We start from the raw sequence: 12,073 nt of genomic DNA on the forward strand, positions 1-12,073 counted from the left end.
ATCAATGGCGTCGGGATTTGTTGCGGCCACACTGACGCCATCGCGAGCAAGCTCGCTCCCACAGGGATCGCACTGGACCTTGTGGGAGCGAGCTTGCTCGCGATGGGGGCAACTCGGTTTTAACGAAAACGCAGGCCTAGAAATCCCGCTTGTAGAAGATGTCCAGCGAACTGGCCACGCCGCCGGCGGCTTCGAGGTAGACCCTCTTGCTCAGTTTGTAGCGCAGGGCAATGGTATTGGCCGGTTCGAACACGCCGACGCCATAGCGCAGGCTGAGCTTCTCGGAAATATTGCCGCTGGCCACCACACTGGTGGCATCTCCACTGCCCTGGGTGTCCAGCTGGAAGTCCTGGATGCCCAGGTTCTTGGCGATGCCGCTGGTCACCCCGGAGCTACCCATCAAGCCCAACCCGAGGGCCGCCTGGGCGAGCATGTTGTTGTCTTCGCCATTGCTGCTCAGCGGACGCCCGAGCACCAGATAGGACAGGGCCTGCTCCTGGCTCATGGCCGGTTCGGAAAAGATCTGCGTGGTCGGCTGCTCGGCGCTGCCACTCAAACGAATGCCGGCGATGATGTCGTCGGTCTTGCGAATGGCCTCGATGTCCAGGTACGGCTGATCGATGGGACCTGCGAACAGCAAGCGTGCCCGGCGCACCGATAGCCGCTGGCCGTAGGCGCGATATCGTCCATCGTTGAGCCACAGCTCGCCACGGGTGTCCATGTTGTCGCCGATGTGCACATGCCCCTGCACATTCGCGGTCAGGCCAAATCCTGCAAAGCTCAGCTTGTCCTCACCGACCAGCACTTCGATGTCCATTTTCATTGCCAGCGGCGGCTTGCCCTCCTCGGTCTGCTGACCGACGATCACCGTGTCATCGGAGACCTTGACCGTCGATGGCGGCAATTCACGAATGGTGATGTCGCCCCTGGGCACCAGCACTTTGCCGGCGATGGCCAACTCATCGCCCTTCATCGAGATTTTCAGGTCAGGCGCGACTTCCAGCTTGGCGTAAGGCTCGACGGTGACTGGCAACTGCGAACCCTTGAGCGCCAGATCCACCACCAGCGCCTGGCCCCACGCGACGTTGCCGTTCAGGCTGCCATGCCCGGCCTTGCCGCTGTCCCAGCCACCGTTCAGTTGCACGCTTTCACCGGCGATGAGCGCCTGGAGGTGCAGATTTTTCAGCTCCATTGGTAATTCAGGACCGGAGATCTGACCGTCGCTGAGTTGCAGGCTGCCATTGACCTGCGGTGCCAGCAGCCCACCGGAAATCGTGCCGCTGCCATTCAAGCGCCCGGTCAGTTTCTCGACCATCGGCACGAACGGTCGCGCCACCGACAGGTCCAGCCCGCTCAAGCGGAACGAGCCGCTCAACGGTTTGTTCTTCGGCAACGGATTGAGCTGCGCCTGCACCATCAGCTCGCCGAGTTTGCCACCGACGAAGTTGAGCTCGGTGTCGATGCGCTTGGGCGTGAGTTTGCTGGTGAGTTTCAGGGTCTGGTACGGGAAGTCCAGCCACTGATCCTTGTCCTTGATGCGCAACGTGCCGCCGCCGGCATCGACGCTGACCTGGCCGTTCGGGCCACTGGCCGGCAGGTCCAGTTGCAGGTCGGCGTTGAGCCGGCCCTGCCAGGCGAAATCCTTCGGCAACCACTGCGCGAGGCTGTCGATCGGGAATTGCTTGAGGTGATAACGCAGCTTCGGCTCGGGCATCAGGCGCGCGTCTTCACCGCAGAGGCTGGCCTGGCCGGAGGCCCAGCAATGGGCGCCAAAGGTGATTTTGCCGTCCGCCAGGCGTTCGAGTTTCGCCGGCCCTTGCAGCTTCCAGTCCTGGCCACCGGCCTGGATATCACCGCTGGCCAGGCGTCCGCGCCAATTGCCTTTGTCCAGCGCACCGTCCAGACCCAGCGCCAGTTTCAGCTTCGGCCCTTGCAGATCGAGGTTCAGCTTCTGGTTCTTGATATCGCCCTGGCCGCTGGCGGTCAGGGTTCCCAGTGAAGTGTCACCGGCCCGGATGCCGCTGCCCTTGAGGTCGACTTTCGCCCGTTGCGCACTGTCCAGCGTGGCGTCCAGGTTCAGGCTTTGCAGGCGATTGTCCTGGAAAGCCAGTTGCGAACCTTGCAGGTCAAGCTTGCCTTGGGGCGCCTTGAGTGTGCCGGCGACATCCACGCGGCCATTGAGCTGGCCCCGCAGTTGCGGCCAGAGCTGGGCCAGGCGCGGCAACTTGAGATCGATCTGGCCGGCGAGTTTCTGTTGCAGGCTGCCTTTGCCGCTGATGCTGTTGTCGCCGAGGCGAACTTGCAGGGTATTGAGGTTCCATTGCTCGCCACGGCCATCGGCCTTGGCCTGGATCACTGCTGGCTGACCGCGCAGTTTGCCCTTGAGGTCCAGGTCGGCATTGAGGCTGAGCACCTCGTTCTTCATCTCACCCGTGCTGCGCAACGGCCCGGCCAGTGTGCCCGGCAGCTCCGCGACCCAGTACGCCGGGTTGATCGCCGACAGGTCCAGCGCGGTGTCCCAGGCAATGCCGTCGGCAAATTGCAGGTTCAGGTGCCCTTCAGCCTTGCCCTGCCCAGCCTGGAGTTGAATCTGTTGCAGGTAGATTTTCGTCAGATCGCCCGCGAAAGGGCTGGCCAGGGTGAAGGCGCCGGCCGGACCATCCGCCGCCGCGGCGAAATGCCCGAGGTACTTGCCGTCGGTGTAAGAGACTTCGCCGGTGAACGTGCGAAGCGCTACCTGCGGCTCGTCGATGAGCGGATAGAGCCTGTGCCACGGGAAATCCAGCCAGTCGATCTTCGCCTCGGCGCTCAAGCCCTTGCTCCAATCCAGCTGTCCGGTGAGCTTGAGGCTTTGCTTGTCGTTGGCGGTCAGGTCCAGCGCGGCGATCTGCGCGCCCTTGGCGTCGACCTTGCCTTGCAGCGCCAGGGTGACGGGCCCTTGCTCGGCGGGCAGTGTGGCTTTGCCGAGCAGCGCGTAGCCGTTCTTCAAGTCGCCTGCCCCCGTGAGTTCAAGCTGATTGAGTTGCAGGGTGTCCGGCAGATCGGCGCTGGGCTTGAAGCCATCGGCGGTGATCCGCACCTTGGCCGGCAGGTTTTCCACCAGCGGTTGCAGTTCGCCGGTCAGTTGCCCGTTGAGGTAACCGCTGCTGTCGGCGTTCAGGTTCAGGGTCTTGAGCAGGTCGCCGTCGACTTTCAGCGCCAGCGCCAGGGGGGCAGGTGTCGACAACAGGGTCAGCTTGCCGGAGGCGCTGAGGGGCCAGTTGCCGGAGGGCTGCAACAGGCCGGACAGGTTCAAGCTCAGGTCATCGCGCTGCAACGACACTGCGTCGATCTTCAAACCGGCCGTCGTCCAGTGCGCCGCCAGTTGCAGGCCCTTGAGCTCTTCGCTGCCGTTGAACAACAGGCTGCCGACCTTGATCTCTCCCAGTTCGAGGGCCAACGGTAACTTCAGCTCCGGAAGCGTGATCGGGCCGCTGCCTGGCTCTTCGGCACCCGGAGGGAACGTCAGGCTGACCTGATCGGCCTGCAATTGCTCGATGCACAGGGTCATGCGGGTCAGGCACAACGGCGACCAGGCGAAAATCACCTTGCTTAGTTCAACCCGGTTGCTGTCCTGCTGCCACAGCACCCGGTCGGCACTCCACTGCCCGCCCAGCCGGCCCTGGAAGTTTTCCAGGGTCAAGCCCGGCACGAAACCCAATGCCCAGCGGCTGCCTGTCGCCGTGCCCAGCACCGTGGCCAGCGTCAGGACAACCACTGCCAGCAGCGCCGCCATCGTCAGCAGTGTTGCTTTCAAACCACGCTTCAAAGCTCAGGCCCCATGGAAAAGTGCAGTCGAATACCGCCATCGTCGTCCAGCGCGTGGGCCAGGTCGAGGCGGATCGGCCCCACCGGCGATACCCAGCGCACGCCGATACCGACGCCGGTCTTGAGGTTCGGCAGTTCGAGCGTGTTGAAGGAGTTGCCCTGATCGACAAAGGTCGCGATCCGCCATTTTTCGGCGATGGAATACTGATACTCCGCGCTGGCGGCGAGCATGTAGCGGCCACCAATGCGGTCGCCGTCGGAGTTTTCCGGGGACAGGCTCTGATAGTCGTAGCCACGCACGCTCTGATCGCCACCAGCGAAGAAGCGCAGCGATGGCGGCACCGATTTGAAGCCGTTGGTGGCACTGCCGCCGACCTGCACCCGCCCGAGGAGGCGGTGTTTATCGAACACCGTGGTCAGGCCTTTGACCAATGCCGTGCCGTAGAGCACGTTGCTGTCGGAACCCAGACCTTCCTTGGCCACTTTGGATTCGAATTGCAGGCGATAGCCGTTGTGCGGGTCGATGCGGTTGTCGCTTTTGAGGTACGAATAGCTCACACCGGGCATCAGCAAGGTACTGAGTCCCGAGTCATCGCCCAGTTGGTAATCCTCGCGCTGCCACTTCAGCGACACCACCCGTTGCCAGCCGCTGGGCAGTTTGCTGTGCCACTCGGGGCCGAGGGTCAGCAGCTTGCTGTGGCTGTCCTTATCGGCGATTTCTTCATTCTGGTAGCCACCGGCAAAACGCAGTTTGTCGGTCAGTGGCGGGTCCAGCGGAATGTCGTAGAACAGCCCGACGTTTTGCCGAGGTGCCGAGACTTCGGTTTCCCAGCCATAACTGTGCCCTTGCGCGTTGACCCAGTGCCGGGTCCAGTTGGCCTTGGCCCGCGGGCCGACGTCGGTGGAGACCCCCAGGCCCAGGCCCATGGTCCGCGGCTTGCGGGTTTCGAGCTTGACGTCCACCGGGATCGCCTCGTCCCTGGACGCCGTGGGTGCCGCGTCCACGCGCACGCCTTCGAAGTAGCCGCTCGATTGCAGGTTCTGGTTGAGTTCGGCGATCAGTTCCGAGTCATACGGCGTGCCGGTCTTGAACGGCACCATGCGTTGCAGCAACTCGTCATCGAACGGCGTATCGCCCTCGAAACTGACCTTGCCCAAGGTATAGCGCGGACCGCTTTCATAGATCAGTTCGATATCGGCGACGCCGGCACGGGGGTCGACCGACAGTTTTGAACGGGTGAAACGGCCGCTGAAAAAGCCATAACGCGAAGCCTGATTCTGGATCAGGCGCTTGGCGTCCTCGTAATGCCCATGGTTGAGCACGGCGCCGGGCTTGAGCGCGTCGCTTTTGGGAATTCGAAAGGACTTGAGGGAGGCTGCCGGACCGTCGACACGTACCGTGACGTTGCGCAAGTGCACCGGCTCGCCGGGGTCGACCGTCAACACCAGGCGCGGCTTTTCGCCGCCCTTCACTTCACTGTCGATGTGCGGCTGATAATAGCCCAAGGCCTGGGCGGCCTTGCGCGCCTGTTCTTCGGCGCCACGGCTGAAGCGCAGCAACGCTTCTTCATCGCGATCGCCGAGGCTGCCGATATAGCCTTCGATATTGGCTTTCAGCTCGTCATTGGACGGTTTGATCCGTACATCCAATTCGCTTTGTGCCAGCGCTGCGCAGCTGGTCATCAGCATCAGCACACCGCTGGTAATTCTTCCTGGAAACTTCATAGGCGCGGATGCTATCACGAGCATGGATCATGAACATGGAAGCGTGATAGAGCCTGACATGCAAAGAAAGTTCGCCGTTCAAGCGGTTGCAGTATGTAACACCTGGGGATTGGGGTGAAAAAACACGTGCTCGCGAATCGGTCCTACGGCAACTTCACCGATTTCCTGATAGCCCTGGCGCTTATAGAACTCCAGGTAGCGAGGGTTCCCGGTATCGAGGATCACGCCCTGTGAATTTTCATCCACTGCGCACCAGTTGTGCACGGCTTGCAATAGTTGTTCACCGAAATGTTTGCCCTGGAACTGCGGATGAACCCCCAGCAACGGCAGGACGTGCACCGATTCATTCGGCACACAGGCCTCCACGGCCGCGTGATATTCGAGGTAGCGACGGGTGCAGCGAAATCCCGTACTGAGCACCATGCGCAGGCGCCAGGCCCAACTTTCGGTGACGCCGAGGCGACGTTGCGGCGGTGCGATCAGGGCGATGCCAATCAAGCGGTCGTTGACCAGCAGGCCGATGGCCGGCAGGTCCTGAAAAAAATGCTGGGTCACCAACTCGCGCACGGTGGCGCGAACCCGCTGTTCGTAGCCGGGGCGCTCGGCTTCGAACAGATAGCCGAAGGTCGGCTCGTGTCGATAAGCCTGGTACAGCAACGAACGCGCTTCGCGGCCGTAGCCGCTGTCGAGCATGTGAACATCGGCGATGGCGGTCGAGGTTTCGGGCATGACGGTTGATCTCCCCGGCACAGCTCGGGTGGCTGCGCTCTTGTTGTTACGAGCCTGTTGGCGCTGACACAGTTCCTTACAGATCCGCAATCAGTGTAGGCAATGAAACCGCCTTTGCTTTTGTGGGAGCGAGCTTGCTCGCGATGAGGCCATCACTATCGACGCAAAGCTGACAGGCAAAACTGAATCCCCTCACCCCACACTGGCCCGATTCCCACATGTCAGCTAGCATCGCCCTTTTGCCAGGACTGCCGACCATGAAGATCGTCTCCTTCAACATCAACGGGCTGCGCGCCCGCCCCCATCAGCTGGCGGCGCTGATCGAAAAGCACCAGCCCGATGTGATCGGCTTGCAGGAAACCAAGGTCCACGACGAACAGTTCCCGCTGGCCGAGGTGCAGGCCCTGGGTTATCACGTGTACTTCCACGGGCAAAAAGGCCATTACGGCGTCGCCCTGCTCTCGCGCCAGGAGCCGCTGGCCCTGCATAAAGGTTTCGCCACCGACGAAGAAGACGCCCAACGACGCTTCATCTGGGGCACCTTCGCCGACGCCAATGGCGTGCCGGTGACCATCATGAACGGTTATTTCCCACAGGGCGAAAGCCGCGACCACCCGACCAAGTTCCCGGCCAAGCAGCGTTTCTACGGCGATTTGCAGCAATTGCTGGAAAGCCAGTTCAAGAACGACCAGCCGCTGGTGGTGATGGGCGATGTGAACATTTCCCCGGAAGACTGCGACATCGGCATCGGCCCGGACAACATGAAGCGCTGGCTGAAAACCGGCAAGTGCAGCTTCCTGCCGGAAGAGCGCGAGTGGATGGCCCGTCTGAAGAACTGGGGCCTGGTCGACAGTTTCCGTCACTTGAACCCGGACGTGACCGACACCTTCAGCTGGTTCGACTATCGCAGCCGTGGCTTCGAAGACGAGCCCAAGCGTGGCCTGCGCATCGACCTGATCCTCGCCTCCCACGGCCTGTTGCCACGGGTGAAGGCCGCCGGTGTGGACTATGAACTGCGAGGCATGGAAAAACCTTCGGACCATGCGCCGATCTGGCTTGAGTTGAGCTGATTCAGGACCAACAACAATCCCCTGTGGGAGCGAGCTTGCTCGCGATAGCAGTCTTACATTCAACATCGATATTGAATGTAAAGGCCCCATCGCGAGCAAGCTCGCTCCCACAGGGGACCACCACTGCAATTTGTCATTTTTCGGAAACCTTACTGACTTAATCTCCCGACACCTCCTTTGGCTATATATGGTGCCGGCATGATGCTGCGCGTGTTGTTCCTGTTGATGCTGTGCACGGGCTTGCCGCAGGCGGCCTCGGCCGTCGACTTGCCGACACCCGAACACGGCCCGGCGCTGCGGATTCAGGGTTCCAACACCATCGGTGCGGCATTGGGGCCGGCGCTGGTAGAGGGTCTGTTGAGTGAACAGGGCCTGCGCAAGATCCGCCGTGAAACCCCGGACACCGCCAACGAACTGCGCATCGTCGGCGAAACCGTTCAGGGCCGTCGGGTCGTGGTGGAGGTAGCGGCCCATGGTTCCAGCACCGGTTTCACTGCACTCAAAGCAGCCAGCGCCGATCTGGCCGCCTCGTCGCGCCCGATCAAGGACAGCGAACTGGCCAGCCTGCAATCGCTCGGCGACCTGAAAAGCCCGAGCGCCGAACAGGTCATTGCCATCGATGGCCTGGCGATCATCCTTCATCCGGACAATCCGCTGAACCAACTCGACACCGTGCAACTGGCGCGCATTTTCAGTGGCGAGGTGAAGAGCTGGGAAGACATTGGCGGTCGCGGCGGGCCGATTCATCTGTATGCACGGGATGATCAGTCCGGGACCTACGACACCTTCAAGGAACTGGTCCTCAGCGGCCACGGGAAAACCCTCGGCAGTGCGGCGAAGCGCTTCGAGTCCAGCGAACAACTGTCCGATGCGGTCAGCGCGGACCCGCAAGGCATCGGTTTCATCGGTTTGCCCTACGTGCGCCAGGCTAAAGCCGTGGCCATTATCGACGGTCAATCGCAAGCCATGCCGCCGCTCAACAGCCTGATTGCCACGGAAGATTATCCGCTGTCCCGTCGGCTGTTCTTCTATCTGCCACCCAACGGGAAAAATCCCTGGGCCAATGCCCTGGTGGCGTTTGCCCAAAGCACTAAGGGTCAGGCCATTGTGGCCGCCAACGGTTTTATTGCCCAAACCGTCCAGGCCATGGCCGTTACCCCCAATGCGTTGATGCCAGAGGGTTATCAGGCGCTAAGCAGACATGCTCAACGGTTGTCGGTGAACTTCCGTTTCGAGGAAGGCAGCGCCACCCTGGACAACAAGGCCCGACAAGACCTGTGGCGGGTGCTCGACTATATAAAGCAGCACGACAAAACGGCTGGGCAAGTGACGCTGGTGGGGTTTGGCGATGCCAAGAGCGACCCGGCGCGCGCCGATCTGTTGTCGAAGCTGCGGGCCATGGCGGTACGGCGGGAGTTGGTGAAGAGCGGCGTGGTGTTTCGCGAGATACGCGGATTCGGTGCCGAAATGCCGGTGGCGGCCAATAGCGCCGATGAGGGAAGGATCAGGAATCGGCGGGTTGAGGTTTGGGTGTATTGAACTGAAATGCGAACAAATGTGGCGAGGGGGCTTGTCGGAACGCCGCACCGCCCCGTTCGGCTGCGAAGCAGTCGCGAATCATCCACCGCGTTGCATCAGAGCCAACACGGTGAATGGATTCAAGCCCGCTTCGCGGTCCAACGGGGGCAAGCCCCCTCGCCACAAATACTCACGGCCCACAAATTCTTTGCGGTCTTATTGCCCGCTACGCATCATCTCTTTCGGCACATATTTGCCGATTTCGAACTTGCCGATTGCCGCACGGTGCACTTCGTCCGGGCCGTCGGCCAGGCGCAGGGTGCGTTGCATTGCATACATATAGGCCAGCGGGAAATCGTTGGAAACCCCTGCCCCGCCATGGATCTGGATCGCCCGGTCGATCACCCGCAATGCCACGTTTGGCGCGACGACCTTGATCTGCGCGATCTCGCTTTTCGCCACTTTGTTGCCGACGGTGTCCATCATGTACGCCGCTTTCAACGTCAGCAGGCGTGCCATGTCGATTTCCATCCGCGAGTCGGCGATCTTGTCGATGTTGCCGCCCAGGCGTGCCAGAGGCTTGCCGAACGCCGTGCGGTTCACCGAGCGCTTGCACATCAGTTCCAGGGCGCGCTCGGCCATGCCGATCGAACGCATGCAATGGTGAATCCGGCCAGGGCCAAGGCGACCTTGAGCAATTTCGAAGCCGCGTCCTTCGCCCAGCAGGACGTTTTCGTATGGCACCCGTACGTTTTCGAAATGCACTTCGGCGTGCCCATGAGGTGCATCGTCGTAACCGAACACCGGCAGTGGACGCACGATCTTCACACCGGGCGCATCCACCGGCACCAGAATCATCGAGTGCTGGGCGTGACGTGGCGCATCCGGATTGCTCAGGCCCATGAAAATCAGGATTTTGCAGCGCGGGTCGCAAGCACCCGAGGTCCACCATTTCTTGCCGTTGATCACCCACTCGTCGCCATCGCGCACGGCACGAGCAGCCATGTTGGTGGCGTCGGAGGACGCGACATCCGGTTCGGTCATGGCGAACGCCGAGCGGATCTCGCCGCGCAGCAGCGGTTCGAGCCAGCGTTGTTTCTGCTCTTCGTTGGCGTAACGCACCAGCACTTCCATGTTGCCGGTGTCCGGTGCCGAGCAGTTGAACGGCTCTGGCCCCAGCAGCGAGCGGCCCATGATTTCCGCCAGTGGCGCGTATTCGAGGTTGGTCAGGCCGGCACCCAGTTCGGACTCAGGCAGAAACAAATTCCACAGGCCTTCGGCCTTGGCCTTGAGTTTCAGTTCTTCCATGATCGCCGTCGGCTGCCAGCGATCGCCCTCGGCGACCTGGCGCTCGAACACGGCTTCGGCGGGATAGACGTAGGTGTCCATGAACGCTGTTACGCGCTCACGCAGTTCCTGAACCTTGGGCGAATAAGCGAAATCCATGAGCGAGATACCTTCTTGGGGGAGGTTGTTTTAGGTCATGTATCGATGCTAGAACAGCGTTGATAATTTACCTAGCCTATTCTCGGCGTGTATAAACATTCATCACCGATATATGATCGGCTGATCGTCACGGTCAGCCCGCCCACACAATAAGAGAGCCGCGTAATGAATCTGAGCAAGGTCGATCTCAACCTTTTCATCGTCTTCGACGCGATCTACACCGAAGCCAACCTGACCCGCGCCGGGCAGATTGTGGGCATTACCCAGCCAGCGGTGTCGAACGCTCTGGCCCGGTTGCGCGAGACCTTCAACGACCCGTTGTTCGTGCGCACAGCCCAGGGCATGGTGCCCACGCCCATGGCGCAGAACATCATCGGCCCGGTACGCAACGCGCTCTCGCTGCTGCGCGTGTCGGTGCAGGAAAGCCGCATTTTCAACCCGCAGCAAGCGGTCAAGACCTATCGCATCAGCATGACCGACCTGACCGAAGCGGTGATCCTGCCGCCGCTGTTCCAGCGCCTGCGCCGCCTGGCTCCGGCGGTGATCATCGAAAGCTTCCTGTCCAAACGTCGCGAAACCACCAAGGAACTGGCCGCCGGTCGCCTCGACTTCGCGGTGGATGCGCCGCTCAACACCGACCCGCAGGTGCGTCACGTCAAGTTGATGGAGGACCGCTACGTGTGCGCCATGCGCAAGGGGCATCCGCTGGCGGGCAAGGAAAAACTCACACTGGACGATTACCTGAGCCTGACCCACATCCATATTTCCAGTCGTCGCAGCGGCCTCGGCTATGTCGACCTGGCGCTGGGCAAGATGGGCATCCAGCGCAAGATCGCCCTGCGCTCCCAGCATTACCTGATGGCCTCGCAAGTGTTGCAGCAGACCGACATGGTCATGACCGTACCGGAACGCTTCGCCCGTCGTAACGATTTGCACGCCTTTTATCTGCCGGTCAACGATGTACCGCCGGTGGAAACCCACCTCTACTGGCACGAAAGCACTGACCAGGACCCGGCGAACCGCTGGATGCGCGAGCAGATGATCGAGTTGTGCCAGCAGGTGACGGCGCAGGAGAAAAAGCTCGAGAAGGTGTAGGGCTTGATACCGAGGTGCCCCCATCGCGAGCAAGCTCGCTCCCACAGTAGGTATCCAGCGAACACAATACTTGTGTCCGACACAGATCCCTGTGGGAGCGAGCTTGCTCGCGATGAGGCCCTTCTCCACACCGGAAAAACCTGCCACTTGACGTAAACGTCAACCTGCCATTAGCTTAGCGCCATGACCTTTTGCGAGCGCGTCCATGAGCAGCCAGACCTACAGCATTTCCGATCTCGCCCGCGAGCTCGACATCACCACCCGTGCCATTCGCTTTTATGAAGAGCAAGGCCTGCTCAGCCCCGAGCGCCGTGGCCAGGAACGCATTTACTCGCCCCGCGACAAGGTCAGCCTGAAGCTGATCCTGCGGGGCAAGCGCATCGGTTTCTCCCTGGCTGAATGCCGCGAGCTGATCGAGCTCTACGATCCGTCCAGCGGTAACACCAAACAGTTGCACAGCATGCTGGCGAAAATCAGCGAGCGCCGGGAACAGCTTGAACAGCAAATGCTGGACATCGAACAGATGAAACTGGAACTCGATACCGCCGAAGAGCGCTGCGTGCAGGCGCTGGAGCAGACGCTCAAAAGCCAGGAAGTCATTCAGTAAAACCCGACCCCTTGTAGGAGCGAGCCTGCTCGCGATGGTCGTTAACGATAACGCGTGTTTGCTGGATAAACACGGT

Annotated in this window: 8 protein-coding genes; 4 read left to right on the forward strand and 4 right to left on the reverse strand. The window is 61.2% G+C overall.

Annotated features, from left to right (window positions below; genetic code table 11):
• Positions 1-136: 136 nt before the first annotated feature.
• The 3 genes from AC1RDQ_RS02325 to AC1RDQ_RS02335 all read right to left on the reverse strand — a co-directional run bounded on the left by AC1RDQ_RS02325 (position 137) and on the right by AC1RDQ_RS02335 (position 6,261).
• Positions 137-3,808 carry a translocation/assembly module TamB domain-containing protein gene (locus AC1RDQ_RS02325; RefSeq protein WP_492586142.1) on the reverse strand — a complete coding sequence of 1,224 codons (3,672 nt, stop codon included), beginning with the start codon at positions 3,806-3,808 and terminating at the stop codon, positions 137-139.
• Positions 3,805-5,532 (reverse strand): autotransporter assembly complex protein TamA, encoded by a 1,728-nt coding sequence (locus AC1RDQ_RS02330; protein ID WP_492586144.1) that lies wholly within the window; start codon positions 5,530-5,532, stop codon positions 3,805-3,807. The genes AC1RDQ_RS02325 and AC1RDQ_RS02330 overlap by 4 nt, the downstream gene beginning before the upstream one ends.
• Before the next feature lie 78 nt (positions 5,533-5,610).
• On the reverse strand, positions 5,611-6,261 hold the full coding sequence (locus AC1RDQ_RS02335) for a GNAT family N-acetyltransferase (protein ID WP_492586146.1): 651 nt from the start codon (positions 6,259-6,261) through the stop codon (positions 5,611-5,613).
• 257 nt (positions 6,262-6,518) lie between these two features.
• Between AC1RDQ_RS02335 and xthA the strand changes: the two genes are divergently transcribed.
• Positions 6,519-7,331: an exodeoxyribonuclease III gene (gene xthA, locus AC1RDQ_RS02340; RefSeq protein WP_057714133.1), complete on the forward strand. Its 813-nt coding sequence runs from the start codon at positions 6,519-6,521 to the stop codon at positions 7,329-7,331.
• Between the two features lie 198 nt (positions 7,332-7,529).
• Positions 7,530-8,870, forward strand: coding sequence for a phosphate ABC transporter substrate-binding/OmpA family protein (locus AC1RDQ_RS02345; RefSeq protein WP_492586148.1), 1,341 nt, complete (start codon positions 7,530-7,532; stop codon positions 8,868-8,870).
• Between the two features lie 195 nt (positions 8,871-9,065).
• On the opposite strand, the gene AC1RDQ_RS02350 is transcribed toward AC1RDQ_RS02345, so the two are convergent.
• A complete protein-coding gene (locus AC1RDQ_RS02350; protein WP_057714131.1) occupies positions 9,066-10,295 on the reverse strand; it encodes an acyl-CoA dehydrogenase in 1,230 nt (409 codons plus the stop codon).
• 165 nt (positions 10,296-10,460) lie between these two features.
• On the opposite strand from AC1RDQ_RS02350, the gene AC1RDQ_RS02355 reads away from it, so the two are divergent.
• Together AC1RDQ_RS02355 and AC1RDQ_RS02360 are read left to right on the forward strand one after the other, a co-directional pair.
• Positions 10,461-11,390 (forward strand): LysR family transcriptional regulator, encoded by a 930-nt coding sequence (locus AC1RDQ_RS02355; RefSeq protein WP_090456650.1) that lies wholly within the window; start codon positions 10,461-10,463, stop codon positions 11,388-11,390.
• A 205-nt stretch (positions 11,391-11,595) separates the two neighbouring features.
• On the forward strand, positions 11,596-11,997 hold the full coding sequence (locus AC1RDQ_RS02360; RefSeq protein ID WP_057714129.1) for a MerR family transcriptional regulator: 402 nt from the start codon (positions 11,596-11,598) through the stop codon (positions 11,995-11,997).
• The last annotated feature ends 76 nt before the right edge of the window (positions 11,998-12,073 follow it).

The sequence above is a fragment of the Pseudomonas sp. GW823-FHT02E01 genome, from assembly GCF_058797535.1.

Excerpts from the sequence above, each read along its gene's own strand:
- AC1RDQ_RS02330 (WP_492586144.1), bottom strand. The coding sequence starts at position 5,532 with ATGAAGTTTCCAGGAAGAATTACCAGCGGTGTGCTGATGCTGATGACC.
- AC1RDQ_RS02335 (WP_492586146.1), bottom strand. The coding sequence starts at position 6,261 with ATGCCCGAAACCTCGACCGCCATCGCCGATGTTCACATGCTCGACAGC.
- xthA (WP_057714133.1), top strand. The coding sequence starts at position 6,519 with ATGAAGATCGTCTCCTTCAACATCAACGGGCTGCGCGCCCGCCCCCAT.
- AC1RDQ_RS02345 (WP_492586148.1), top strand. The coding sequence starts at position 7,530 with ATGATGCTGCGCGTGTTGTTCCTGTTGATGCTGTGCACGGGCTTGCCG.
- AC1RDQ_RS02350 (WP_057714131.1), bottom strand. The coding sequence starts at position 10,295 with ATGGATTTCGCTTATTCGCCCAAGGTTCAGGAACTGCGTGAGCGCGTA.
- AC1RDQ_RS02355 (WP_090456650.1), top strand. The coding sequence starts at position 10,461 with ATGAATCTGAGCAAGGTCGATCTCAACCTTTTCATCGTCTTCGACGCG.
- AC1RDQ_RS02360 (WP_057714129.1), top strand. The coding sequence starts at position 11,596 with ATGAGCAGCCAGACCTACAGCATTTCCGATCTCGCCCGCGAGCTCGAC.